Origin of the sequence: Micromonospora sp. NPDC002717 (assembly GCF_040295705.1) — a bacterium.
Classification (GTDB): Bacteria; Actinomycetota; Actinomycetes; order Mycobacteriales; family Micromonosporaceae; genus Micromonospora.
Map to the genome: position 1 here is coordinate 1 of NZ_JBEOVW010000043.1, position 24,610 is coordinate 24,610.

22 protein-coding genes are annotated in these 24,610 nt (G+C 73.4%); 17 read left to right on the forward strand and 5 right to left on the reverse strand.

Translation table 11 applies throughout. The annotated features are described in order from the left end of the window. Positions 1 to 689: 689 nt before the first annotated feature. The 3 genes from ABT006_RS32570 to ABT006_RS32580 all read right to left on the reverse strand — a co-directional run bounded on the left by ABT006_RS32570 (position 690) and on the right by ABT006_RS32580 (position 2,382). Entirely contained in the window at positions 690 to 950 is a 261-nt protein-coding gene (locus tag ABT006_RS32570; protein ID WP_350712318.1) for an SCO4848 family membrane protein, read from the reverse strand. Positions 951 to 1,206: 256 nt separating this feature from the next. After that, the gene (locus ABT006_RS32575) at positions 1,207 to 1,770 is read right to left on the reverse strand and encodes an alpha-ketoglutarate-dependent dioxygenase AlkB (protein ID WP_350712319.1); all 564 of its coding nucleotides are present in this window, start codon (positions 1,768 to 1,770) and stop codon (positions 1,207 to 1,209) included. Positions 1,771 to 1,914: 144 nt separating this feature from the next. After that, positions 1,915 to 2,382: a hypothetical protein gene (locus tag ABT006_RS32580; RefSeq protein WP_350712320.1), complete on the reverse strand. Its 468-nt coding sequence runs from the start codon at positions 2,380 to 2,382 to the stop codon at positions 1,915 to 1,917. A 287-nt stretch (positions 2,383 to 2,669) separates the two neighbouring features. Between ABT006_RS32580 and ABT006_RS32585 the strand changes: the two genes are divergently transcribed. The 17 genes from ABT006_RS32585 (at position 2,670) to fxsT (ending at position 21,682) form a co-directional block, all read left to right on the forward strand. Then, a complete protein-coding gene (locus ABT006_RS32585; protein ID WP_350712321.1) occupies positions 2,670 to 3,119 on the forward strand; it encodes a PRC-barrel domain-containing protein in 450 nt (149 codons plus the stop codon). 47 nt (positions 3,120 to 3,166) lie between these two features. Beyond that, a complete protein-coding gene (locus ABT006_RS32590) occupies positions 3,167 to 3,343 on the forward strand; it encodes a hypothetical protein (protein WP_350712322.1) in 177 nt (58 codons plus the stop codon). Positions 3,344 to 3,427: 84 nt separating this feature from the next. Further along, on the forward strand, positions 3,428 to 4,486 hold the full coding sequence (gene trpS / locus ABT006_RS32595; protein ID WP_350712323.1) for a tryptophan--tRNA ligase: 1,059 nt from the start codon (positions 3,428 to 3,430) through the stop codon (positions 4,484 to 4,486). Positions 4,487 to 4,565: 79 nt separating this feature from the next. Next, a complete protein-coding gene (locus ABT006_RS32600) occupies positions 4,566 to 4,688 on the forward strand; it encodes a hypothetical protein (RefSeq protein ID WP_350712324.1) in 123 nt (40 codons plus the stop codon). 108 nt (positions 4,689 to 4,796) lie between these two features. Further along, positions 4,797 to 7,895: an FG-GAP repeat domain-containing protein gene (locus tag ABT006_RS32605; RefSeq protein WP_350712325.1), complete on the forward strand. Its 3,099-nt coding sequence runs from the start codon at positions 4,797 to 4,799 to the stop codon at positions 7,893 to 7,895. Between the two features lie 156 nt (positions 7,896 to 8,051). Continuing rightward, positions 8,052 to 8,564, forward strand: coding sequence for a SigE family RNA polymerase sigma factor (locus tag ABT006_RS32610; protein ID WP_350712326.1), 513 nt, complete (start codon positions 8,052 to 8,054; stop codon positions 8,562 to 8,564). Beyond that, entirely contained in the window at positions 8,561 to 9,742 is a 1,182-nt protein-coding gene (locus ABT006_RS32615) for a hypothetical protein (RefSeq protein ID WP_350712327.1), read from the forward strand. The genes ABT006_RS32610 and ABT006_RS32615 overlap by 4 nt, the downstream gene beginning before the upstream one ends. Before the next feature lie 81 nt (positions 9,743 to 9,823). Beyond that, complete coding sequence (locus tag ABT006_RS32620) at positions 9,824 to 10,351, forward strand: DUF6244 family protein (RefSeq protein WP_350712328.1); 528 nt, start codon at positions 9,824 to 9,826, stop codon at positions 10,349 to 10,351. Positions 10,352 to 10,503: 152 nt separating this feature from the next. Then, positions 10,504 to 10,926, forward strand: a complete 423-nt coding sequence (locus ABT006_RS32625; protein WP_350712352.1) for a CdiA C-terminal domain-containing protein — start codon at positions 10,504 to 10,506, stop codon at positions 10,924 to 10,926. A 14-nt stretch (positions 10,927 to 10,940) separates the two neighbouring features. Next, positions 10,941 to 11,387 carry a SitI3 family protein gene (locus ABT006_RS32630; RefSeq protein WP_350712329.1) on the forward strand — a complete coding sequence of 149 codons (447 nt, stop codon included), beginning with the start codon at positions 10,941 to 10,943 and terminating at the stop codon, positions 11,385 to 11,387. A 64-nt stretch (positions 11,388 to 11,451) separates the two neighbouring features. Next, a complete protein-coding gene (locus tag ABT006_RS32635; protein ID WP_350712330.1) occupies positions 11,452 to 12,354 on the forward strand; it encodes a DUF4231 domain-containing protein in 903 nt (300 codons plus the stop codon). A gap of 95 nt (positions 12,355 to 12,449) precedes the next feature. Beyond that, positions 12,450 to 12,623: a hypothetical protein gene (locus ABT006_RS32640; protein WP_350712331.1), complete on the forward strand. Its 174-nt coding sequence runs from the start codon at positions 12,450 to 12,452 to the stop codon at positions 12,621 to 12,623. Beyond that, positions 12,595 to 14,976 carry an FxsB family cyclophane-forming radical SAM/SPASM peptide maturase gene (locus tag ABT006_RS32645; RefSeq protein WP_350712353.1) on the forward strand — a complete coding sequence of 794 codons (2,382 nt, stop codon included), beginning with the start codon at positions 12,595 to 12,597 and terminating at the stop codon, positions 14,974 to 14,976. The genes ABT006_RS32640 and ABT006_RS32645 overlap by 29 nt, the downstream gene beginning before the upstream one ends. A 20-nt stretch (positions 14,977 to 14,996) precedes the next feature. Continuing rightward, positions 14,997 to 15,818, forward strand: coding sequence for an AAC(3) family N-acetyltransferase (locus ABT006_RS32650; RefSeq protein ID WP_502891047.1), 822 nt, complete (start codon positions 14,997 to 14,999; stop codon positions 15,816 to 15,818). A gap of 77 nt (positions 15,819 to 15,895) precedes the next feature. Continuing rightward, positions 15,896 to 16,576 carry a TIR-like protein FxsC gene (locus tag ABT006_RS32655; protein WP_350712332.1) on the forward strand — a complete coding sequence of 227 codons (681 nt, stop codon included), beginning with the start codon at positions 15,896 to 15,898 and terminating at the stop codon, positions 16,574 to 16,576. Next, positions 16,563 to 17,771 (forward strand): TIR-like protein FxsC, encoded by a 1,209-nt coding sequence (locus tag ABT006_RS32660; RefSeq protein WP_350712333.1) that lies wholly within the window; start codon positions 16,563 to 16,565, stop codon positions 17,769 to 17,771. Before ABT006_RS32655 ends, ABT006_RS32660 begins: the two co-directional genes overlap by 14 nt. After that, positions 17,768 to 21,682: an FxSxx-COOH system tetratricopeptide repeat protein gene (gene fxsT / locus ABT006_RS32665; RefSeq protein ID WP_350712334.1), complete on the forward strand. Its 3,915-nt coding sequence runs from the start codon at positions 17,768 to 17,770 to the stop codon at positions 21,680 to 21,682. The genes ABT006_RS32660 and fxsT overlap by 4 nt, the downstream gene beginning before the upstream one ends. Here the strand turns inward: fxsT and ABT006_RS32670 are convergent. Both ABT006_RS32670 and ABT006_RS32675 read right to left on the reverse strand, forming a co-directional pair. Beyond that, on the reverse strand, positions 21,676 to 22,626 hold the full coding sequence (locus ABT006_RS32670; RefSeq protein WP_350712335.1) for an alpha/beta fold hydrolase: 951 nt from the start codon (positions 22,624 to 22,626) through the stop codon (positions 21,676 to 21,678). The genes fxsT and ABT006_RS32670 overlap by 7 nt on opposite strands. A 223-nt stretch (positions 22,627 to 22,849) precedes the next feature. Next, a complete protein-coding gene (locus ABT006_RS32675) occupies positions 22,850 to 24,604 on the reverse strand; it encodes a 2-isopropylmalate synthase (protein WP_350712336.1) in 1,755 nt (584 codons plus the stop codon). Positions 24,605 to 24,610: the final 6 nt, after the last annotated feature.

Consider the following 24,610-nt stretch of genomic DNA (forward strand, 5'->3'; position numbering starts at 1 on the left):
GCCAGTCCGGGGTATCAAACAATTTGGCACTGGCTTATCAAGCACCCTGTTGAGTTCTCAAAGAACAACCACACACCGCCCGGAAACCCCACACCGTGGGACCCCCGACCCGGGGCATTTCGTTCACATCCCCGCCGCTCTCGCGCCGGGCACTTTTACTACTTTACCTCACCGTCTCCGCCGTGTCAAACCGTTTGTCCCGGTCTGTCGTGCTTCGTGCGGGTTGGCACCGACGAACGCGCGCAGCGGCGGACCGCCACACCTGATCATCGGATTTCGGCAGACCGGCCGCTCTGCGGTCTCCCGCGAGCTCGCCCGGTTTCCTGCCGGCGTCAAACCTTACCCGGTCGGCTCCGCTCCACCAAATCCGCCTCGCGGCAGATCCGGCGGGCCCCGCCCGGCCCGTGCCGTCCGGGAGCTGACTCCCGACCGACCCGACACCAGTGTGGTCTGGAACTCCAGGTCTTTCGCCCTGTTCGCCCCGTTCCGCGCTGGCAGAGAGAAAGTTACGCGTCTGCGGGTTTGAACGTCAAATCCGGGGGTGGCGTCCCCCGTCACACCATTCCCGCCCGGCTATCCGGCCTGGTCGGCGGCGGTGCGGCATGCTCGACGGCTCCTCCGGGAGGGCGGGCCCCACGCACGGCGCCCCGAGCGCCCCGGATGTTCCGCGGGGTCGGACGGCGATTCCGTCAGCGCGTCGACCGGTCGGTACGCCGTCCGGCCAGCCAGGCGCGGACGCCCAGCACCCCGACGGTGGTGCCGATGGCCAGGGAGGCCGCGATCAACAGGGCGTGGATCCAGAGGAAGCCTGTGGCGGGGAAGTCGCCGACCGTGCCGGTGGACCAGGATCGCGGGTCCTTCCAGATGGCGACCGCGAACCTCGGCCAGATCACCCAGGTCCAGATCCCGACCCCGGTGAGGAAGAGCGCCCAACCGCGCGACAGCACCATGACTGCCGAGTATGTCAGCGCCCAGCGGGCCGGCCGGTGCAGCGGCGGGTCGGCCGAGGCGCAGGTCACGGCCGTCGCGGCGGCCGGGCGGCCGCAGGCGGCAGGCTCCTGGTCGCGTCACGGCCGTCGCGGCGGCCGGGCGGCCGCAGGCGGCAGGCTCCTGGTCGCGTCACGGCCGTCGCGGCGGCCGGGCGGCCGCGGGCGGCAGGCTCCTGGTCGCGAGGCTCCTGGCGCCCGCGGCCCAGGGCCGTACCGGTCACCTGCCGCCGAGTTGCCGGAAGGTGATCGAGTGGCGGAGGGCCGGCACCGGCGGGATGCTGTGTTGCCAGCTCGCCCGCGCCGCGCCGGCGAGCACGTACGCCGACCGGGGCGCCAACTCCACCTCGTACACCCTGCGGTCGTCGCCGGTGCCCCGCTGGAAGCGCAACAGACAGGCGGCGCCCAGCGAGAGCCCGACCACGGTCGGTCCGAAAGCGGGGGCGTCGCGGTGCCAGCCGATGACCGAGCCCGGCGGATACCGGGTGACCAGGGCCTGCGCGAGCGAGGTCGCCGGGACGCCGGCGAGTGCGGCGCACCGCTCCCGGACCCCGTGCAACTCCACCGGCAACGCCTCGGCCTCTGTGAGCTGGAACGAGCCGTAGTCGTAGTCGAAGCCGAAGTGGCGGACGGTCCGCCGGGCGATCTGCCCGTGCATGCGGATCTCCCGGAAGTCGAACGCGGCGAGCGCGGTGAGCAGTGACCGCTCCTCGTCGGGGTCGACCAGGTCCGGCTGGTACGTCAGACCCGCCGGTCGCTCGTGGACGCCACGCATCCGTCCCATCAGCCCGACGGTAACGGCAGGGCGAGGCCGGCGCGGGCGCATCCGACGCACCGTTCCACCATTTTCACGATTGCGGGGCCGGGCACCGGACGGGTGGTCGCGGAAACGGGAGGCCCACCTCGGGCCGGGGGCCTCCCAACTCCGTCAGAAGCAGGTGCCGATTCCGCCGACCGCGGGGTTCGCCCGGTCGTGGTAGTGGATCGTGCCGGTCGGATCGGCCGTGAAGCCGCCCCAGATGATGCAGCCACCCTTGACGTACGCCCTGGTCGGGCCGGCCGCCCACAGCCTGTTGCCGTCGTCGACCTGGGTGGGGAGGTACTGCGCGGCGAGGTAGACCTGGGTACGGGTCAGCGAGCCGGCGTACGCGGACTTGACGGTGACCGTGCAGCCGTACCCGACGACGGGGTTGTACATCAGGTAGACGGTGCCGAGCCGCACGCCGGTCTGCGCGTGCTGGATCGGATCCTGGTCCTGGACGGTGTAGCCGAGCCCGCAGAGCGCCTGCGGTGTCACCGGGTTGACGACGGCGGCCTGTGCGGTGGCGCCGGCCCCGGCGACGAGCCCGACCGCGACGGCGAGCACGAGCCCGATCCGACGAATGGTGCGGTACATCTGCGTCCCCCTCTTCTCCCTGCGACGGATGCGGGACCAGAATGGTCGGCCGGCGGTCACGGTACGAATGTGTCGGGTGAACACTCCGCATTGCGTCCGGATGTGCGGTTGCCCAGTTCCGACCGACGCCACCTGGGGAGATGCGCCGCCATTCATCGATGCTCGACGACTATGACGTATTTCGCACGAGACATTTCTGTGAACCGAAAATTGCCGAGTTGTTTCCCGGTCGCGCGGGTTGGGCACTGATTCCCGGAAAGCGAAACGACCGTCATCGGAGGTGGCCCGTGCAGCCGTCGACGTTCAACCCCTGGGCCTGGCGCGACCCGGCCGCCCTCGCCGGCGGGTACGCCGGGGCGAGCCCCGGCACCGCGCCGCCGGGCGGGCCGGAGGGCGCCGGCGACGGACCCGACGCCCCGGGCCCCGGCACTCCGGTCGACCTGGTCGGCTACCGGGTGGAGGCCACCGACGGGCGGATCGGCTCGGTCGACGCGGCCAGCGACGACACCGACGCCCGCTGGCTGGTGGTGGACACCGGGCCGTGGATCTTCGGCCGCAAGGTGCTGCTGCCGGTCGGCACGGTGACGCGGGTCGACCACCTGGACCGCACCGTGCACGTGGACCGCACCCGGGAGCAGGTCAAGGAGTCCCCGGCCTTCGACCCGGACGCCTACGGGGAAACCGACTACCGGGACCGGGTCGGCGACTACTACCGGGAGACCTACCGGCAGCGCTGACCCGGGGCGCGCGTCACGCAACGGGCACACCGGTTACGGTGGGAGACATGGTCCGGCCGATCAGCTACGCGCCGGGGGTCGTCGACCCGGTCGACGGCCTCCCGCTCGGCGTCGTGACCACCTTCCCCACCAGCTCCGGCGACGGCCGCGAGCAGATGATCGACCTCCTTCGTGCCGGCGGACTGCGGTTCCGCGACGGCGGGCGATGGCGGTCGGCTCACTGAGCCGACCCCGACCGATCCCGGGACCCTCCCGGTCGGCGCGCGACCGCGCGCACCTCGTCCGTCACGCACGAAAGGCGTACCACCGTGTCTGTTCCACGAATGCTCACCGGGGACCGCCCCACCGGGCGGCTGCACCTCGGCCACTACGTCGGCAGCATCGCCAACCGGGTGCGGCTGCACCAGCGCTACGAGAGCTTCTTCATCATCGCCGACCTGCACATGCTCACCACGCGCAACACCCGCGAGGACATCGAGCGGGTCGCGGTGAACGCCCGGGAGATGGTCACCGACGTGCTGGCCGCCGGCGTCGACCCGGCGCGGGCGACCTTCTACCTCCAGTCGGCCATCCCCGAGGTCGGCGACCTGAACACCCTCTTCCAGAACCTGGTCACGGTGCCCCGGCTGGAGCGGGTGCCGTCGCTGAAGGACATGGCCCGCGACTCCGGCAAGGAGGAGATGCCGTACGGCCTGCTCGGCTACCCGGTCCTCCAGGCCGCCGACATCCTCTGCGTCAAGGGGCAGGTCGTCCCGGTGGGCAAGGACAACGCGGCGCACGTCGAGGTGACGCGGGAGATCGCCCGGCGCTTCAACCACCTCTACGGAGAGGTGTTCCCCGTGCCGGAGATGATCGCGTCCGAGACGCCGACCCTGGTCGGCACGGACGGCCGGGCGAAGATGAGCAAGAGCCTGGGCAACGCCATCTCGCTCTCCGACGACGCGGCGACCGTCCGCCGCACGGTGATGGGCATGTACACCGACCCGAACCGGGTCCGCGCCGACGTGCCGGGCACCGTCGAGGGGAACCCGGTCTTCGCGTACCACGACATCTTCAACCCCGACCGTGGGCAGGTCGACGACCTCAAGGAGCGGTACCGGGCCGGGCGGGTCGGCGACGTGGAGGTCAAGGAGAAGCTCGCCGTCGCGCTCAACCGGTTCCTAGACCCGATCCGCGAGCGCCGGGCGCGGTTCGAGGCCGACCCCGGGCTGGTCGACGAGCTGATCGTCGAGGGCACCGAACGGACCCGGCGCGAGGTGCGGCAGACGGTCGTCGAGGCCCGCCGGGCGATGGGACTGACGAGCGCGTACACCCAGGTGCGGCGGCGGGCCGAGCGGCGCCGCAAGGCCGCGACCACGCCGGCCTGAGCGGTCGTACGCACACCGCCCGGCCCGGAACCGGGAGCACCCTGGTTCCGGGCCGGCGGCCCGCGCCCGATCCGCGTGCATGGCCGGCCCCATCGACCGCCGGCCGGTCGCCTGGGTGTCGGAGCGGGCGTTGCGGGAGGCGGACCGGGCGGTCGAGGCGCAGGCTTCGCCGGAGTGGGAGCCGCTGCACCGGGCCGACTGAGCCGCCCGCCCGGCGGCCCGAGGATCAGCCGTTCGGCGGCACGTCCGCGAGCTGCCCGGCCGGTAGGCTGCGCGCATCTGTGCGCAGCCCCACCCAGGAGGAACTTCTTTGGGCCGCAGTCTTCCGGCAGGCGCCCTGGCGACCATCCTCGCCCTCGGCCTGCTGACCGCGCCGGCCACGCCGGCCGCCGCCGACCCCGGCACCGCTCCCCGCGAGATCGCCGTCATCCCGCCCGCGGAAGCCACGGTGCCCGCCTACGAGGCCGTCTTCTTCGCCGGCCGCACCGGCTTCCTGCACCGGCACAACAACTCCCTCGACTACCTCTGGACGCGCTACGACACGGGCGCGACGGTCGTGGTCGAGGACCTGGCCGGCGTACAGCCGTCGGCGCTCAAGCCGGCCGGCGGCGACAGCGTCTTCACCACCGCCCAGGTGCCCGCCCGGCCCGCCCCGGGCAAGGTCAGCGTGCTCGACCTCGCCGACCGGAGTTGGCAGCAGTGGGAGATCCCCACCGACCACGTCCTCTGGGGCGTCTACGGGCGGCGGATGCTGCTGCGCAAGCCGCCGCAGACCGGTGTGGAGCTGGAGCTGCGCACCCCCGCCGCCGACGGCACCTGGACGACGACGCCGGTGACCGGCATCCCGGCAGACGCCAAGCCCAGCGGGCTGCCGCCGGCCGGGGACGAGACCTCGGTGGTGGTCGGCTACCTGGCCGACGGCGGGCAGCGGATGGGGCTGCTCGACCTCGCCACCGCGACCGTGAAGCGGATCCCCAACGGCGTCCCCTCGACTTTCTGGCGCCTCTCGGGCGACACCGTGGGCTGGATGTCGAGCGGCGGCCAGTACCACCTCTACTCCCGCAGCGGCCTGACCAGCGGCACCGACACCTCGGCCCGGCTGGTGACCGTCCCGCAGGACAGCCTCCTCCGGACGGTCGTCGTGGACGGCGGGCTGGTGATCAGCCGGAGCCAGGCCAACGACACCGGCGAGTACTTCCCGGCGATCTACGTGCCGGTGCAGACCACCGCGCCCCGGCCCACGCTGCTGCCGAAGATCTCCTGGGATCTCCGGGCGCTCGTCCAGGGGCCGGACGGGACGGCCCTGGTGGTCGGCGGCTCCGGCCCGAAGGACTGGGCGGTACACCGGATCACGGGGCGGCCCGGTGAGACGCCGAGTCTCACGCCAGTGCTTCCCGTGCGCGACCTGATGGCGAACGCCGGGATCAGCTACCGGCAGGGCCTGCTGCGGCACGTGCACTCCGAGGTGGCGCCGAACACAGGTGCGGCCCGATACGTCGCCTCCAACCACCCGGTCTTCCCCGACCCCCGGTACACGTCCGGGGAGCGGGTCGTGCTCCGTTCGACCCCGGTGCCGTGCGCGACGGACGTGGCGTGCGTGCGCCTGGTCGACGGAACCAACGCCGGCGCCGCGTACCTGGTCTCGTCGGACACGACGGACACCGCCCTCACGCTGGACCGGGCCACGGGTGGCTACGACCAGACGCCGCTGCCCACCAGCAAGGGGCGGCTCCTCGACGTCTCCGGCACGCACCTCCTCGTGAGCGATGGCGCGTCGGACAACCAGTACGTCGTCAGCACGACCTCGGACCACGTGGTCAAGACCATGCCGAAGACCGGGGCCGCCCTGTGGTTCGGCACGCTGTGGAGCGCGACGACCACCGCCGGCCAACTCATGGCGATCGACCTGTCGACCGGGAAGGCCACGCGTACGATCTCGACCGGCACGGCGTGCGTCCCGACCGAGGTGCAGACCAGCGCCCGCTGGCTCTACTGGGCGTGCGGCGCCACCGGCCCCGCGGGTGTCCGCGACCTGCAGAGCAACACGCAGCTCACGGTGCCGGCCGGGCCGGCCCTGCTCGGGGACGGCTTCCTCGTCCGGCACGAGACCGGCGCGCTGCGGATGACCGCTTTCCACGACGGCGCCCTGCACACCCCGGTGACGCTCGCCGAGCTGCCCGCCGGCACCCCCGCCGACAGTCGCGGCGTCAGCTGGGCGGTCGACCGGCACGGCTCCGGCGTCGCGTACGTCGACGCCGACCGGGCGGTGCACGTGCTCGACACCGGAGTGCCGGGCACCGCGCCCCAGTTCGGCAGCCTGATCGCGGACGACTCCGTGTACCCGCGCCACGGCGGCCTTCCCTGGCAGGCGGACGTTCGGCCCAGCCGTCCGCTCTGGAGCTGGGAGCTCACGATCACCCGGAAGTGGACGGGCGAGCTGGTCCACCGCGCTGGCGGCGGCAAGGCACGGACGGCCCTCTACCTGCGGTGGGACGGCAGTTTGCCGTCGGGGGAGGCGGCCCTCAACGGCGCCTATACCTGGACGTTGAAGGGCACGCCCACCGAATCCGCCGCGCCGGTCACGGTGGGCTCCGGCGAGCTGGTCGTCCAGTGCGGCACCTTCCCCTTCCGCGGCTATTCCTGTGCTGGCGGGCCGGGCCTGCTCGGCGTGAAGTCCACGGGCGACGGCCACTGGTACGGAACGCGGCCCACGTCCCCGCGCGGCCAGCTCTACAGCAACGGGTACACCGAGAACTGGTGCCTCAGCTGCTCGGGCGCCGAGCGGACCTCGGCCCTGGTGCCGTTCGGCGACTACAACGGCGACGCGTATCCCGACCTGCTCGTGCGCGACGGCAACGGGTACATGAAGGCGCACCTGGGCACCGGCCACCTGGGCTTCGGCGGCGCGAACACGGTCAGCCTGGGTGGCGGCTGGATGATGTACCGGTCGATCCTGGCGCCGGGGGACGTCAACAGCGACGGCCACCACGACATCCTCGGCATCGACTCCGACGGCAAGTTGTGGCTCTACACCACCACCGGCCGCGGCGGCATCAACCCCCGCGTCCAGGTCGGCTCCGGCTGGGGCATGTACCCGCGCGTGATCGGCGCCGGCGACCTCAACGGCGACGGCCACGGCGACCTGCTCGGCATCGACGCCAACGGCGTGATGTACCACTACCTCAGCAACGGCAACAAGGGCTGGAGCGCGCGCGTCAAGGTCTACGCCGGCTGGAACATCTACAACAGCGTCGTGGCCATCGGCGACCTGGACGAGGACGGCCGCAACGACCTTGTCGCCCGCGACGCGGGCGGCCTCCTCTGGCGCTACTCCGGGCTCGGCAACGGCTCCTTCGCCGCCCGGATCCAGGCCGGCAGCGGCTGGAACATGTTCAAGATCATTATCTGAGCGTGCCCCACCACGGACCGCCCCCGGACGCCCACGGCGACCGGGGGCGGTCCCGTCTCCGGGCGGAACCAGGTGCAACCCACCGGTCCGCTCGCGCGTGTGCCTGTGACGGCTGACGCCAGCCGCAGCCACGGGGATGAGAGGCGACGTGATGCCATGCCGGTCAAGCCGATGGTCGTGACGCCGGACGACGCCCGTGCCACCGACTTCGACGAGTTCTACCGGGCCAGGTTCCAGTCGCTCACCCTCCAGCTGTACGCGTACGCCGGGGACCTCGCCGAGGCGCAGGATCTCGTGCAGGAAGCCTTCTGCCGGGCGTACGTCCGCTGGCAGAAGATCCGGGACTACGACGACCCGGCCCAGTGGGTGCGGCAGGTGGCGTGGAACCTGGCCACGAGCCGCTTCCGGCGCCGCCGGACGGCGGCCAACTTCCTCCGCCGGCAGCGCCTGACGGTCGTCGACGGCCCCGACCCCAACCGGGTCGCCCTGGTCAGGGCCCTCTCCACGCTGCCGCCCAAGCACCGCCGAGCCGTCGTGCTGCATCACATGGCCCAGCTCTCCGTCGCCGAGATCGCGGCCCAGGAGGGCGTCGCCGAGGGAACCGTCAAGTCCTGGCTGAGCCGCGGGCGTGCGGCGCTGGCCAGCCAACTCAGAGGAGACGCGTCATGAGCGAGCACGACGACGTCCAGTTGATCGACGATGCCTTCGAGCAACTGACCGCCGACCTCGGACCCACCGTCCGTCCCCCCGGCGGCGTACGCGACATGGTCGCCCGGCGGCGCAGGACGCGGGTCACCACGGCGACCGTCGCCGCCGGTCTGGTGGCCGTGCTGCCGGTGGCGGCGTTCATGGGCACAGGCCGTGGCCAACCCGGCCCGGACCCGGCCACGGTCGGGGCCAGCACCGACACCACCGGCATGCCGAGCATGAGCGCGAGCGCCACGCCGTCACCGAGCGCGTCGCCGTCGAAGACGCTCCCGGCACGCGGCGGCGGCCCCGTCACGCTGGCGGAGCTGACCGCCGCGCCCGTCGCCGTACCCGGCTGGCCCTGGACCGGTCCGTCCGGCGCGACCTGCGCCGACGGCCTCGTCCGGCTGGCGTCGTCGGCGAAGGTCAGCGGCGCCAGGGTGGGCGTCGTGGAACTGCGCCAGGCCGACCTCGACGGGGACGCCGAGCTGGAGACCGCCGCGCTGCTGCGGTGCGGGCACGGCGCGGAGCAGGTGGTGGCGTTCGACCGGGACGCCGCCGGCCGCGTCGCCACCCTCGGCCAGGTCGTCGCCACCACCGCCGAGATGCCGGCCATCGTCGACATCGGTCCCCGCCCGCGCGGCGGCCTCACGGCCACCGTCGCCGACTCCCGCGCCGCCGTCGACCAGCAGCGCCAGGAGCGGCAGTACGCCTGGAACGGCGACGGTTACGGGCAGGTGGGCGGGGACACCAGCTTTCCGGTGAGGCAGCGCCCCGTCGACCTGGGCCTGACCGTGGCCACACCCGTCGCCGGGGCCGTCTCCGGGCCGTGCGAGGGAGCGACGCGCCACGTCTCCGTGACGTTCACCGTCACGAACCACAGCAGGCAGGTCTCCGACCGGTTCCACCTGGAGTGGCGGGGCGGCGCATTCCTGCCGAACGGCTCGTACGACGGCCCCTACTGGCTCGACACCCCCGGCCATCCCGCGCAGGACGGCGGGCACCGGGGACTCAGGCCGGGCGAGAGCGTCGACCTGACCTTCGAGTTCGAGATCGACGCCTGCGTTACCGACTGGGGTTTCACCACGGACATCCGCAGCGACCGGCCGGATCCCGACATGGGCAACAACCACGTGCTGTGGTGGCTCCGGACCGGGTGACCGGTCTGGTGGCGACGGACGGTTGTCGCTATTTTGCAGCTTCGAGCATCCTTACTGCCTTCGATCGGGGAAATCGACGCCGTGTCGCACATCGAGAAGATCACCGGGGAGCTTCGTGCGTTGACGGCCGGCGTCGACAGGGCCCAGGGGCTGGCGGCCGCCGCCGACAACCAGGCCCAGGAGGTGGCCCTGCGAGCCGCCGGCGCCGGCTTCGCCGCCGTGGCGGCGGGCCTGGCCCGCGTGCGGGATGCCATCGCGGGAATCCGGGGTGGTCTGGGCGGCCTCGCCACCACGCTCGGCGAGGCCTCGAAGGCGACCGCGGCCGTCCCGCAGGAGGCCACCCCGGACGAGACGACCGCCGGGCTGACCCCCGTGGGCACCGCGATCGACGGCATGCGCGGCGCGGCCGCCGCCACCATCGCCCAGGTCGGCGAGGCGCAACGACTCGTCACCACCGTCCTGCAGGGCGGGCAACCGGGGCCGCTGGTGCAGGCGCTGGAGAACGTCAAGCAGGTGCTGGTGCTGACGGTGCAGCGCACTGGCAGCGCCCGGCAGTCCGTCGACACGGCGATCGCCGAGGCACGGCAGTTGGGGTCGTCGGGAAACTGACCGGGGCCGGCGGCGCCACGCCGACCGGCCCCACCCCCGCGGATCACGCCTCCACCGTCCCCGCCGCAGGCGGCGGCACCCCGAGCCTCGTGCCGTGGACCAGGCAACCCACCGGGGTTCCCGGCGGCGCACCGACCGGACCACGCACCCGCATCCCGCCCAAGGAGAGGCCAAGCGAGCGACGATCGCTGGAACTGGAGAACGACTGTGCCGACACCCTCGCCGACAGGGGCTACCGGGTCCACCAGAACCCGACGAAGCAGGAAATCGCGGCAGCTCGGTTGCGCAGTGGTGACGTCGGCGACCCGCGGAGATCGCCGGATTACCTGATCGAGGGTAACGTCTTCGATTGCTACTCTCCCTCTCCCACCGCTTCGGCCCGAGCCGTCTGGAGCGCAGTCAAGAGGAAGGTCGACGACGCGCAGACCCAACGCGTGACGATGAACCTCCGAGACTGGCGCGGCGACCACACAGCCCTACAGAAGCAGTTCCACGACTGGCCGGTACCGGGTCTGGAGGAACTGGTGGCGGTCACCCGAAGCGGCACTATCGTCCAAATCCTGAGGCGGACCTGAGGAAGGCCGAACACATGTCCATCAGCTACCGGCTGACGCTCGCCGGCGACATCCCGTTGGAGCAGATAGCCCGGATGGCCGCCCCGGGTGCGACCGAGACACCGACGCCCGCGGGCAACCGCCTGCTGAGCGCCGACCTCAGTGACGAATGCGGTTTCGTCGTCAGCATCACGTCCGGCACCCACGGCTACTACGAGGCCGAGGATGACGGCGGCCTGTGGGTGTGGGAGCCCGAGACCTATGTCGACGTCGGATTCCACATGCGCAAGGACGCCCTGACGGAGAAGGGCCGGCCCCACATGCTGCGGACCGTGGGCCGGATCCTGGCCGACCGGTCCGAGGACGCGGCGTTGGTCCTCAACGACAACTGGTTGATGCTGACCCGCGTCGACGGCACGATTCGCCGGCACAACGAGGCCGACTGGTACGACGAGGCGTACGACAGCTTCCTGCCGCGCTGACCCGGTCGCCGCGACCGGCGCTGCGCCGCGGCCGGGGCGGGCGTCGGCGTCCTACCATCCGATCGTGGCGAACTTCGATACCTCGGCAGCGGTCGAGATGGTGTGGCAGCGGCAGGCCGCCTGGTCACGGGCGGCCGTCGAGGCCAAGCGGATGATCACCCGGGCGCGCCTGGCCGTCGCCGCGCTCACCGTCGGCGCGGCCGTGTGCGGCACCCTCGCCAACCAGCTCGGGCAGACCCACCGCGGCGCCGGCCGGGCGCTCGCGATCGTCGCGGCGGCGGCGCTGCTCCTGGTGCCGGTCGCGGCCCGGTGGGCCGGCCGCGACGCGGTGCACGCGTGGGCCCGGCTCCGCTCGGTCTCGGAGGCGTTGAAGGCGGACGTTCACCGCTACCTCGCCGGGGTCGTCCCGTTCGGCGGTGCCGACCGGGATGCCGTCCTCCTCGGCCGACTCGACGCGCTCATGGACGACGCGGGCGATCTGGTGGGCCGCACCCTGGACGCGCCGCCGGCGGGCCGGCCGCTGCCTGCGGTCTCGGACGTGGCCACGTACCTGACGGAACGGCTGCGGCGGCAGGTCGACGACTACTACCTGCCGGGGGCCCGCCGGACGGCCCGCGCGGCGCGCCGGATCCGGTACGCCACCACCGCCCTCACGGTCGCCGCCGCCCTGATGTCCGCGACGGTGGGGGTGCTCGGTGACAACCTCGGGCTCACCGCCTGGATCGGCGTCGCGGCGGCCGTCACCACGGCGCTGGTCGGCTACGGGTCGGCCCAGCAGTACGAGCACCACCAGATCGAGTACGCCCGGACCGCCGACCAGTTGACGCGGCTGCGGGTGGCCCGCGAGGCCGGGCGGGGCTGGACCGACGACGACGCGTTCGTCGCGGAGACGGAACGGATCATCTCGCTGTCCAACGAGGGGTGGATGGCGAAGACGATCGAGCAAGATGGCGCTGCGCAGCAGTGACATCACGCGCTGTGCCATATAGCATCGTCGATAGTGTCGTTGACCGTCGCGGTGGACGGCGTCCGTCCACTCCCGACCCAAATGGGGGAACCGACGTGGATCGCACCGTACGCCAGCCCGATCCGACCCCGCCGCCACTGGACGACCTCCGGCGCACCCCGCTCGGCCGGATCTCCCTCGACCGGGCCCGGTCCGTCGCCCGCGTGACCACCCGCAGGGAGGACCGTCCGGCCCGTGTCGATGTCGCGGCCTTCATCTCTGCGATCTGACCCGGCCGGGGCGGGCGGCGAGCCGACGGGGCGCGTCGCCCCGCTGACGCAGTACGTGCTCAAGCTGGTCAGCCGCTGCGACCTCGCCTGCGACCACTGCTACGTCTACGAGCACCCGGACCAGTCGTGGCGACGCCAGCCGCGGATGATGGCGCCCGAGACGGTGGAGGCCGTCGCGGGGCGGATCGCGGAGCACGCCGCGGCGCACCGGCTCGACGGGGTCCGGGTGGTCCTGCACGGCGGCGAGCCGCTGCTCGCCGGCGCCGCCCGACTCGACGCCACCGCTGCCGCCCTGCGCCGCGCCGTCGACCCGGTGGCGCGGCTCGACCTGCGCATGCAGTCCAACGGCGTGCTGCTCACCCCGGCGATCTGCGACGTGCTGGTCGCCCACGACATCAAGGTCGGGATATCGCTCGACGGGGACCGGGCCGCCAACGACCGGCACCGCCGGCACGCCAACGGGGCGAGCAGCCACCGCCAGGTGCTGCGGGCCCTGGCGCTGTTGCGCAGTCCCGCCTACCGGTCCGCCTACGCGGGCATCCTCTGCACCGTCGACGTGGCCAACGACCCCATCCGGGTGTACGAGGCGCTGCTGGCCGAGGAGCCGCCACACGTCGACTTCCTGCTGCCGCACGCCAACTGGGACAACCCGCCCGCCCGCCCCGACGGCCGCGCCACGCCGTACGCCGACTGGCTGCTGGCCGTGCACCGGCGCTGGCTGGCCGACGGGCGCCCGGTGCCGATCCGCCTGCTGGAGTCCCTGATCTCCACCGCGTCCGGGCACGGCAGCCGCAGCGAGGCGGTCGGGCTCGGCCCGGCCGACCTGGTCGTCGTCGAGACCGACGGCACCTTCGAGCAGGTCGACTCGCTCAAGTCGGCCTTCGAGGGCGCAGCGGCCACCGGCCTGGACGTGTTCCGGCACCGGGTGGACGACGCCGCGGCCCACCCCGGGATCGCCGTCCGGCAGACGGGTCTGGCGGGGCTCTGCGCGACGTGCCAAGCGTGTCCGGTGGTGCGGCACTGCGGCGGCGGTCTCTACGCCCACCGGTACCGGGCGGGCAACGGCTTCGACAACCCGTCCGTCTACTGCCCGGACCTGCTGAAACTCGTCCGCGTGGTGACGGCGGCCCCGGCCGTCGACGAGCCGGCCCGCCCGGCCGACTCGCTCAGCCCGGACGTGCTCGACGACCTCGGCGCCGGGCCGGGGACGGCGGGCTCGGCGGAGCAGCTCGCCGCGATCCACCTGGCGCTGGTGCGCGCCCTGCTGGTCGCCCTCAGCGACCGGGTCGATTCCGACCCGGTCGCCGCGGAGGGATGGCGGCTGCTGGTCGACCTCGACGACCGGCGCCCGGAGGCGGTCCGCGCCGTGCTGACCCACCCGTTCGTGCGGCGCTGGGCCCGGCGGTGCCGGGACGGGGCGGCCGACCTGTCGTACCTGGCCTGCGTGGCGGCCGCCGCCGCGGTGCACGCCCGGGTCCGGGCCGACCTGCCCGTGCCGGTGCGCGACGGGCTGGTCGGCCTGCCGACGCTCGGCGCGATCGCCGGGCGCGCCGAGCGGGGCGTCGTCCGGCTCGCCACCGACGAGGGTGACGTCCGGGTCGGTGGCCGGCGGGTCATCCCCGACGCCGGCCGGGACGGCGGCCCGGCGCGGGACGGCGGCCCGGCGCGGGCAGACGACCCGGCGCGGGCGGACGGCCCTGACGGTTGGCTGCCGGTGCGTGCCGTCGACGTCGACGGGCACCGGCTGCTGCTGGAGGACACGGACCCGCACCGGGACTGCTACGACGTCCCGGTGGAGCCCCGGCTGACCGACGCCGCCGCCCTGGGGTGGACGCGGCAGTTGGCGCGGGCGGTCCGGCGGATCGACGTCGAGGCGCCCGACTACGCGGCCGGGCTCCGCACCCTGCTGCGGGCCGTCGTGCCGCTGCGCACGGACGGCACCGGCCGGTTCCGCAGCGCCGCCGCCGGCGCGGCCTTCGGCGCGGTGGCCGTCACCGCCGTACCCGACGACGCCACCCTCGCCGTGCTGCTGGTGCACGAGGTGCAGCACCTGAAGCTCAGCGCGGTGCTGGACGTCTGCGACCTGTTCGACCGCGACGACACCCGGACGCTGACCGTGCCGTGGCGCGACGATCCCCGGCCGGTCGAGGGCGCGCTGCACGGCGTCTACGCCCACCTGGCGGTGGCCGACGTGTGGCGGCGGCGGCCCGGACCGGTCGCGGAGGGGCACTTTCGCCGCTACCGTGCCTGGACCGACGGGGCGATCGACGCCCTGCTCGACCTCGGCGTCCTGACGGCCCCCGGCGACCGGTTCGTCCGACGGATGCGCGCGACGGTGGACGGGTGGCCGTGACGGGCGGCGCACTGCCGAGCGTGCGCCGGGCCGACCCCGCGCCGGGCCGGCACCCCGCCTTCGGGCGCGGGGCGCTGGCCGGGGGCCTGCGCGAGCTGGGATTGCCGCCGGGCGCCACCGTGCTGGTGCACTGCGCCCTGTCCCGGGTCGGGCCGGTCGCGGGCGGCCCCGCGGCCCTGCTGGGTGCCCTGCGGGACGTGCTGGGGGAGCGGGGCACGGTGGTCGTACCGGCCCAGACGGCCGGCAACTCCGTCACGTCGCGGGCGTTCCGGGCGGCGACCGCCGGTCTGACCGGCGCCGAGGTGGCGGCGGTGGAGGCGGCGATCGCGCCGTTCGACCCGAACCACAGCCCGTCGGAGGGGATGGGGATCTTCGCCGAGCACGTACGCCGGCAGCCGGGCGCGTTGCGCAGCCGGCACCCGCAGACGTCCTTCGCCGCCCTCGGCCCCGGGGCGGCCCGGCTGACCGCCGTCCACGACCTCGCCTGTCACCTCGGCGAACGCTCGCCCCTCGGCGCGCTCTACGCCGCCGACGCCGTCGTGCTGCTGCTCGGCGTCGACTGGTCCGCGTGCACCGCGTTCCACCTGGCCGAGTACCGGCTGCGCCGGCCGCCCGCCGAGCGGGCGTACCGGTGCTACGTGCGCGGCCCCGACGGGCGGCGGATCCGACGGGACTTCCACGCCCCGGACCTCGACGACGCCGACTTCCCGCTGATCGGCCGGGCGCTGACCGACGCCGGAGGGGTGCGGCCCGGTCGGGTCGGGGGCGCCGAGTGCCGGCTGGTGGGCCTCCGGGCGGCGGTCGACTTCGCCCGGGGGTGGATGGATGAACACCGGGGGTGACGGGCCGGGCAGCCGAGAGTTGGCGGCTGTCGATACTGTGGGCAGCCGGGACTCGCTGCGCCGGTCGGGAGCGGTAGGTGACAGAGGAAACGTACTGGGAGGACGAGAGCGCCCCCGTGTTCTTCCTCAGCTACGCCCGCACCAAGAACCGGGTGGCGGCGCCGCCGCGCGACACCAACCAGAAGGTCTTCCAGCTCTTCGTCGACCTCTCCGACCACGTCGTGGAGCTGCTCGGCCTCGGCCCCGGCCGGACGGCGGGCTTCATGGACCGGATGCTCGACGGCGGGCAGGTGTGGACGGAGGATCTCGCCTTCGCCGCCGGCCACTGCCAGGTCTTCATCCCGTTGGTCTCGCCGCAGTACCTGAACAGCGCCTGGTGCGCGCGGGAGTGGGACGCCTTCACCCGGCGGCGGATGCTGACCCGCCCGGGCGCCGATCCGTCCGCGGGGGAGACGCCGGTGATCCCGGTCAACTGGTCGGTGGTGGACCGGCGACGCCTGCCGGAGGTCGTGTCGCGGCGGCAGATGTTCACCCCCACCCGGCTACCCTCGGACATCGCCCCGCAGTACCACGACGAGGGCATCTACGGCCTGTTGAGCCTCGGCAAGAACGGCAAGGACGCCTACGACGCGGTGGTCTGGCGGCTGGCACAGCGGATCGCGCGGGCGTACCAGACGCACTGGGTGCGGGCGCAGGTCCCGGACGACGTGCGGCAGTTGCGCGACACGTTCGAGGAGGTCGGGCATGACGTGGTCTGACCTCCCGCAGCCCCGAGCCGTCGCCCGCCGGGAGACCTACTTCTTCCTCAGCTACGCCCACTCGGTGCCGCTGTCGGCCGCGCCCCGGCCGGACACCGACTACTGGGTCGGCCGGTTCTTCCAGGACCTGGCCGCGGCCGTCCGGCGCGGCGCCACGAGGACCGGTGACCTCGACGCCGGTTTCTTCGACGGTCTGGTCAGCCCCGGGGCGGATCTGCGGCAGACGCTCACCGAGGCGCTCAGCCTCACCCACGTCTTCGTTCCCCTGCACTCGCCCAACTACTTCCGCAACGCCTGGGCACTCGGCGAGCGCGAGTCGTTCCGCAGCCGACTCACCCGGCTCGGCCCGGCACGTGCCGACCGGCACCTCCTGCCGGTGCTGTGGCTCCCGCTGCCGTCCTGGGGCGACCGACCGGAGACCACGCAGGCCCTCGACCTGGTCGCCGACACCGACGACCGCGCCGACTACGCCGAGAACGGCCTGCGCGCGCTCTGCAAGCTCAGCGCCTACCGGCGGCCGTACGAGCGGGTCCTCACCGCGCTGGCGGAGCGAATCGTCACGGTGGCGGAGACCCAGCCGCTGCCGCGCTCCCGGGCGGCGACGCTGGCCAGCCACCCGGTCACCGACAGCGGCGGCGCGGCGCTGGTGGTCACCACCCTCACCGACCACGCCCGGTGGCGGCCCTACGCGGGGCAGCACGAGCTGGGGGTGGCCGACTACGTGGCCGCGACCGCCGAGCGGCTCGGCCTGCCCACCCGGGTCGTCGACCTGGCACAGGCCCGGGCCCTGGCTCCGGGGAGCCCCACCGTCGTGCTGGTGGACGCCGCCACCGGCGCCGCCGCGGCCCGGTCGGCGCTGGCGGGCCTGCCCCGGTGGGTGGTCCCGCTGGTGATCGCCGCCGAGCACGAGCGTGGCGAGCCGGGCCCGGAGTCGATCGCCGGTACGTTGCAGGACGCCGGTTTCCCCCGGGTGCTGCCGGCGCGCGCGATCGACGAGTTCGAGCGCTGCGCGCCGCTGCTGGTGACCGAGGCCCGCAAGCAGTTCCTCCGGCACGGCCCGGTCGACCCGCCGGACGGCCCGGCCACCCCTAAGCCGAGCCTGCGGCCGGTACGGCCGACCGGGGCACCGCCAGGAAGCAGCCCGACGCCGCCGGTGCGGCCGTTCGACGTCACGCGAGGGAAGGACGAACGATGACGCCATCGCGCGAAGGCCAGGTCGTCACCTTCTACTCGTACAAGGGCGGCACGGGCCGCACCATGGCACTGGCCAACACCGCGTGGATCCTCGCCGCGAACGGCCAGCGGGTGCTCGTCGCCGACTGGGACCTGGAGTCCCCCGGCCTGCACCGGTTCTACGCCCCGTTCCTCGACCCGGAACAGGTCGCCACCACCGGCGGCGTGATGGACCTGATCCTCGACTACGAGTGGGAGAACGCCCGACGGCGCAAGGAGGACGGCGCCGGGAGCACCCGCCCCGGCGACTGGCACCGCGAGTACGCCCGGGTCCACCGGTACGCGTTCTCGGTGGGGTGGGAGTTCCCCGGCGGCGGCAGCCTCGACCTGCTCCTGGCCGGCCGGCACAACCCCGACTACGCCACCAGCGTGACCGGCCTGAACTGGGACAACTTCTACAACCGGCTGGGCGGCGCGCAGTTCTTCGACGCGCTGCGCGAGGACATGAAGCGGCACTACGACTACGCGCTCATCGACAGCCGCACCGGCATCAGCGACGTCGCCGAGATCTGCACGATCCACCTGCCGGACGTCCTCGTCGACTGCTTCACCCTCAGCGACCAGGGCATCGACGGCGCCGCGGCGGTGGCCGCCCGGGTCCGCGACTACGAGGGGCGGCGGGCGCGGCGGGTGCTGCCCGTGCCGATGCGGGTCGACGACGGGGAGAAGGGCAAGCGGGACGCCGGCCGGGCGCTGGCCATGCAGCGGTTCGCCGGCCTGCCCGGTGGCATGACGGACACCGAGCGGCAGCACTACTGGCTCACCGTCGAGGTGCCCTACCGGGCGTACTACGCGTACGAGGAGACGCTGGCGACCTTCGGCGACGAGCCGGGGGGCCGCACCACCCTGCTGAGCGCGTACGAGACGCTGACCAGCCACATCACGAACGGCAGGATCACCGGCCTGCCCCGGATGGACGACCAGTTGCGCCGCCAGACGGTGCAGCGCTTCGAGCGCAAGCCGGCAGTCGTCGACGAGCTGGTCGTGCTGCGGCACGTGCCGGAGGACCACGTCTGGGCGGAGTGGGCGCAGTCGGTGTTGAACTCGGCGGACCTGCGGGTGGTGGCCGCCCCGCTCGACGACCCGACGCCGGTGCCGTCGGGCACGGCGTTCCGCGAGCTCCGCCTGGTCTCCCGGTCCTACCAGTCGGCCCGACGCGCCCTCGGCGGGCCCGAGAGCGACCGCGGCGCGCCGGCCTGGCTGGCCGTGTACGTCGACGACACCCCGCCCGTCCCGGACGTGCCGATCGGCAGTTGGACGGCCGTGCACGACCTCACGGCCGAGGAGGCCGCCGCGCACCTGCTGAAGCTGGTCGGGCGGACGGTGGGCGCGGCCGGCCTGCGCCCCGCCCGCTTCCCCGGGGTGCGCGCCGCGGTGTTCAACGCGCCGGCCCGCAACGCCCGCTTCACCGGGCGCGAGGAGCTGCTGCGCCGGCTCCGGGAGGAGCTGAAGGCGGCCGGCGGCGGCGGTACCCCGGTCGCGCTGCGGGGCGGCCCGGGCCTCGGCAAGACGCAGCTCGCCATCGAGTACGCCCACCGGTTCCGGGGCGCGTACGACATCATCTGGTGGGTCGCCGCCGACCCGCCGCAGTTCGTCGACGTGCGCATGGTGGAGCTGAGCGAGGAACTGGGCCTGCCGACCCAGACGACGATGCCGGAGACCAACCGCGCCCTGCGGCAGCGGCTGAGCCAGACCGAGCGCCGCGCGGACGGCACCGCGCCGCCGCACTGGCTGCTGATCTTCGACAACGCCGACCAGTACGAGCACGTCCGGCCGTACCTCCCGCAGGGCAACGGCCACGTGCTGGTCACCACCCGCAACCCTGACTGGGGCGACCTGGCGCGGGCGGTGGACGTGGACGCGTTCGAGCGGGCGGAGAGCGTGGCGCACCTGCGCGCCCGGCTGGGCGAGCACCTGATGAGCGTCGCCGAGGCCGAGCAGGTCGCCGACGCGGTGGAGAACGTGCCGATCTTCGTCGCCACGGTCGGGGCGTGGCTGGCCGACACCCGGACGCCGGTCGACGAGTACCTGGCCGGGCTCCGCCGCACCGGCCTGGAGACCGAGGTCTGGGACCTTCCGCTGCAACGGCTGATGGAAGGCTCGCCGGGGGCGTACCGTCTCCTGCAGCTCGCGTCGGTGCTCGCCCCCGAGATCTCCCTCGACCTGCTCTACGGCGACCAGGTCGCCCGGGTCATCGCACCCCACGACCCGGTGGTGGCCGCCCGGGTCGCCGACCGGGTGTCCGAACGCGACATCGCGGCGGCACTGGTGCAGCGGATGAACAAGCTCGCGCTGATCAAGCTCGACCCGCACGCGCACCGGGTGCAGGTGCACCGGCTGTTGCAGGCCGCGCTGCGCGCCCGGATGTCCGACGACGAGCTGGTCGCGGCCAAGCACGAGGTGCACCAGATCCTCGCCGGCTCCCGCCCGCCGGGCGAGGTGGAGGACCCGGCGAACCAGCAGCGGTTCCGCATCCTCTGGCCCCACCTCGACGGCTCCGACGCCATCTCCTGCGAGGACGACGACGTCCGGCAGCTCGTCATCGACCGGGTCCGCTACATCTACGTCAACGGCGGCTACGAGCAGGGCGAGCGGTACGCGCGGGAGACCGACGCCGTCTGGTCGGCGCTGCTGGCGGAGCTGCCGCCGGACGGGCCGGAGCACCGTAAGCTGCGCGTCCAACTGCTGCACCTGCGGTTCAACCTGGCCAACCTGCTGCGCCGGCTCGGGCGCTTCGAGGAGGCCCACGGGCTGGACGAGGACACCCTGCGCCAGCAGGAGGAGCTGATCGGCGACAGCCACCCGTACACGCTGATGACCGCGGGTGGCTTCGGCGCCGACCTGCGTACGTTGGGCCGCTACCAGGAGGCCCTGGAGCGTGACCTGCGGACGTACGCCGCGTCGGTCGAGGTCTTCGGCGAGGACCACCGGCGGACCCTGACCGCGGCGAACAACCTGGCCGCCTCCTACCGGCTGATGGGCATGTTCGACCGGGCCCTCGACGGTGACCAGGCCACCAACCGCCGGCTGCGGGTCGTCCTCGGTCCGGAGCACCCGAACACCCTGGCGTCGGCCAACAACCTCGCCCGCGACCTGCGGGAGACCGGCGACTACGAGGGTTCCGTGGCGCTGCTGCGCGAGGTGGTGACCGGCTATCGGAACCTCTTCGGCGACCACTCCCGGGACGTGCTCACCGCCCAGGCCAACCTGGCCGTGTCGCTGCGCAGCACCGGGGAGATCGACGAGGCGTCCCACCTGCTCGACGATACCTACCAGCGGCTGCTGGCCACCCTCGGGCCGGCCAGCCCGGACACCCTGTTCAGCTGGCTCAGCCGGACGGCGAACCTGATGCTGCAGGGCCACAGCGCCCAGGCGCTGGCGGAGCTGGGCGAGGTGGAGCAGATGTTCGTCCGGGTGTTCGGGCCCGAGCACCCGTACTCCCTGGTCTGCCGGGTCAACCTGGGCGTGGCTCTGTGGGACGCCGGCGACACGGGCGCCAGCCGGTCGCTCACGGATGCGGCGGCGGCGGCGCTGCTCGCCACGCTCGGCGACCGGCACCCGTTCACCATGGCCGCGTCCAACAACGTGGCAGTCTTCACCATCCTCGCCGGCGACCCGGAGGAGGGGCGCGAGCGGCTGCGGGCCGTGGTCGAGCGGCTGGCCGAGGTGCTCGGGTCCGAGCATCCCGACACGCTGCGCAGCCGGGGCAACCTGGAGACCGCCAACCAGGCGGCCTCCGGCGGGCGGGTGAGCATCGGCCGGATGCGGATCGCCGACCGGCTCGCCAACCGGATCGGGCAGCACCACCCCAGCGTCGTGCTGCTGCGGGACGGACGGTACGTGCGCCGGGTCCTCGACCCGCACCCCTACTGACCGGGCCGTGCCCCGATCAGCAGGTCGCCGCTCAGCGCCGCGGCGGGGTCGGTGAGCCAGCGCAGGATGCGCGGCAGTTCCTCGACCGCGTCGAAGTGCGCCGCGCCGGGCCGGATCTCCATCTCGGCGCCGGGTATCTGCGCGGCCAGCCAGCGGCCGTGGCTGACCGGGGCGAAGTTGTCGTCGGCGCCGTGCCACAGCCGGACGGGCGTCACGGTGGTGTCGATCGCCTTGAGGTCGAACGCCCAGTTGCGGCGGAACGCCAGCACGTCGTCGATCCACCCGTACGGGCCCGCGCGGAGGGCCTCCTCGTAGGTGTCCGTGATCAACCGGCGCAGCGCGGGGTCGTTGACCGCCCGACGGTCCGCCGCGCTCATCTCCGTCCGCAGATCCGCCAGCAGGAGCCGGGGATCGGCGGCGGCCCGCTCAGCGCGCTGGCGGATCTCCTCCACCACGGCGGCGGTGTCGGGGGTGCCCACCCCGAACCCTCGGACGTTGCCGGTGTTCATGCCCCCGACCCAGTCCAACTCCATCGCGTTCCACGGGGCGAGGCTGACCAGCACCGCCACCCGGGCCACCCGGCCGCGCAGCTCGGCGTCCGCCGCGCAGGCGAGGGCGTGCGGGCCACCCCCGGAACGGCCGACCACGGCGAACTGCTCCACGCCGAGGTGGTCGGCGATCGCCTCGACGTCGCGGGCGGCATCGGCGACGTCCCGGCCCTCGCGCCGGTCGGAGTCGCCGTAGCCGGGGCGGTCGTAGGCGATCAGCCGGACGCCCATGCGGTAGAGCACGATGCTGCGGGGCTTCGGGCCACGGCGGCTGCCGGGTGTGCCGTGGAGCAGGAAGACGGGGAATCCGTCGGGCGCGCCGGTCACCTCGTACGCCACGCGTCTGCTGTCCTCGCGTGTGGCGAAGTCGGCCCCTGGCTCGCCGTCTCGGGTCACACCATCCTGCCCTTCGGTGCCGCAACCAGCCAATACTCGCAACCCGGCATCGAGTGAAGGCGATGTCTGGCGGCCCCACTCAGCAAATGAGCCTAATGGTCGGCCCGGTCGCGCCGCTATGGCGAGGTTCAACAACCGGCCGGATCTGTCGGAAACGACACCTACCGGCCCACCTCGGCTGGAACTTCCGGCTGGCCGTCGGCCGAGGCGCGGCGGCGTGGGCTCACCCCTGCGAGGGCAGGACGGCGGACGGGCGCCAGCCGGCCCGGTGCAGCGCCACGCACAGACCGCGCAGCGAGGCGGCCGTCGGGTCCGGGTCGAAGCCGCACCCCCAGACCGCCCGACCGTCCACCCGGCACCGCACGTACGCCAGCGTGCCGGGCTCCTCGTCGAGGGTGAACGCCTGCTCGACGTGGTCGAGGACGACCGGTGCGGGGCCGGACTGGGCGAGGGCCCGCGCGATGCTCGGCAGCAACCCGTGGCCGGCGTCGCCGCCGACGACGAGCGGCCCGCCGCACACGGCGAGTTCCACCTTGACCGCGCCCGGCCCCGGCGCGCCCGCCGACACCTCGCACGACACGAGTTGCACGTCGAGGGCGGCCGGCAGGAACTCGGTGCGGAAGACCGTCCAGAGTTCCTCCGCGGACACCTCTCTGCCCTCGTCGTCGGACACCGCCTGGCTCAGCCCCGACACCTCGATCTGGAGGCTGCGCGGCAGGGTCAGCCCGTGGCAGGACCGCAGCAGGTATTCCACGCCGCCCTTGCCGGACTGGCTGTTCAACCTGATGATCGCCTCGTACGAGCGCCCGATGTCCTTGGGGTCGATGGGCAGGTACGGCACGTCCCACCGGTGTTGCGACAGCGCCACGCCCCGGTCCGCCGCGTCCTCGGACAACGCCCGCAGGCCCTTGCTGATGGCGTCCTGGTGCGACCCGGAGAACGAGGTGTGGACGAGGTCGCCGGCGTACGGGTAGCGCTCCGGCACCCGCATCCCCGTGCACTGCTCGACCTCGTGCCGGACGGCGTCGATGTCGGACAGGTCGATCTGCGGGTCGACGCCCTGGCTCATCAGGTTGAGGGCCAGCACGACCAGGCAGACGTTGCCGGTGCGCTCGCCGTTGCCGAACAGGCAGCCCTCGATCCGCTGGCCGCCGGCCAGCAGGCCCAGCTCGGCCGCGGCGACCCCGGTCCCGCGGTCGTTGTGCGGGTGCAGCGACAGGCAGACGTGCTCCCGCCGGGGCAGGTTGCGGCTCATCCACTCCACCTGGTCGGCGAAGACGTGCGGCCCCGCGCACTCGACGGTCGCCGGCAGGTTGATGATGATCTCCCGGTCGTGCGCCGGGTCCCAGACCTCCGTGACCCGCGCGCAGACGTCGAGCGCGAAGTCCAGCTCGGTCTGCGAGAAGGACTCGGGAGAATACTCGAACCCGATCCGGCCGGGGTGCGCGTCGGCGAGTTCCCGGCACAGGCGTGCGTGGTCGACCGCCAGGCGCAGCACGCCCCCGCGGTCCGCCCGGAAGACGACCCGACGCTGCGTCGGCGACGTCGAGTTGTACAGGTGCACGATGGCCTGCGGCGCGCCGGCGAGCGCGTCGAACGTACGCCGGATCAGCTCCTCGCGCGCCGGCACGATCGCCTGGATGAGGACGTCGTCCGGGATCTCGCCGTTCTCGATGATCCGGCGGGTGAACTCGAACTCGGTCCGGCTGGCGGCCGGGAACCCGATCTCGATCTCCTTGTAGCCCATGGCGACGAGGAGCCGGAACAGCCGGGTCTTGCGGTCGACGTCCATCGGGTGCGGCAGCGCCTGGTTGCCGTCCCGCAGGTCGGTCGACAACCAGCGCGGCGCCGTGGTGATCCGCTTCGCCGGCCAGGACCGGTCGGCCAGATCCACGGCGGGCACGGGCGCGTACCGCCGGTACGGCAGCCGGCTCGCCCGCTGCCTCACCTGTCCTACCGGAAAAGTCGCCTTTGCCATGGAACC